The organism is Parvivirga hydrogeniphila (genome assembly GCF_023371205.1).
Lineage (GTDB): Bacteria > Actinomycetota > Coriobacteriia > Anaerosomatales > Anaerosomataceae > Parvivirga > Parvivirga hydrogeniphila.
On record NZ_JAMCCO010000008.1, the window covers coordinates 1 to 1177 of the forward strand.

The 1177-nt window shown below is 66.4% G+C and carries 2 protein-coding genes; both read left to right on the forward strand.

Annotated features, from left to right (window positions below; translation table 11 throughout):
- Positions 1-676: RHS repeat-associated core domain-containing protein (locus tag MX659_RS09040; protein WP_267193170.1), on the forward strand; the 676-nt coding region annotated here is incomplete at its 5' end.
- A 12-nt stretch (positions 677-688) separates the two neighbouring features.
- Positions 689-1138 carry a hypothetical protein gene (locus MX659_RS09045; RefSeq protein ID WP_267193171.1) on the forward strand — a complete coding sequence of 150 codons (450 nt, stop codon included), beginning with the start codon at positions 689-691 and terminating at the stop codon, positions 1136-1138.
- Positions 1139-1177 lie beyond the last annotated feature (39 nt).

Genomic DNA, 1177 nt, shown 5'->3' on the forward strand with positions numbered 1-1177 from the left:
CGCCCAGTTCCTCACCAAGGACCCCGCCAAGGCAGACGGCGAAGAAAGCCCGTACCAGTACTGCGGCGGCGACCCGGTGGGGAAGGTGGATCCGAGCGGGGAGCGGGCGAAGCGCCTGTCCCGGACCCACTGGTTCACGGTAGTCCGTTGCGATGTGAGTGTCTGGATGCTGTCGTCTGGGACTAGCGAGTTTGTGGCGAATGAGAAGAGGAGCATTCTGCTTCCAGAACCGAAACGGATAGGCGTGGCGGAACTCGCCGCCCACTGGGAGTTCCGCGACGGCGTGCTCAGAGTCTATGGATACCTGCGGTCCTCGACCGAGCGGAGCAGCGCTGTGATGATCACGGGGCGGCTCATGCGTCTCATGCGCGACGGGCGTGGCAGGCGCTACACCGCGCCGGTGCCGTGTGTCCGGTCGGACAGCTACGTCAGCGGCCAGAAGAACGAGGCGGAGCTTATCAGCTTCAGTCTGCGCTACGAGCGCTCTTGGGTCTCGGGCCTGACTGCACGAATGAAGGGCGCGGGACGGTACTCGGACGGAGTTCAGTGGCCGGGAACGGTAAGACTGGAGCTGAGCAACCCCTTCGGTGACAGGCGCCCCGTGCGCGTCGCTGCGAGTGGGTCTGCGGGATCGCGGCTGGCGACCGACGTCCGGTATACTCGGCTCATGTGGTGAGGAGGGGGTCGAATGGCTTCGCGCATCTGCGTGTGCCGCCTGGTCGCGCTGGCGATGATCTCGTGCTCCGTCCTCGTGGCTGTGGGCGGCATAGCGGGGTGCAGCAAGGCGTCGCGGACCGACATCGCAGCCGACATCGCAGCTGACTACGTCAGGGGCGTGGCCGGCGCAGACCAACAGGCGCTGGTGCGCGCCACCGGCCATCGCTGGCCGGAGAATGAGCTGCGCGCCATGCGCGAAGATCTAGGCATCTCGGCGCCCGGAGACGTGGAGATTCTTGAGGTCCGTGAGACGGAGCTGCCAGCCCCGAGCCTCGTGGTCGGCGACGGCTCTCTAGGGCGTGAGCTCGGATACGAGGTGCGCTATCGCATGAAGGGCGAGACTGGGGTGCGGCGCGCCATGGTCGAGCTGTTCGAAGAAGGCAGTCGGCTCATGGCGACCGGAGGGTACTCGTTGGAGTGACGGGCGTGACACGTTGCGCGTCTTGGCCCCGTTGCCGCC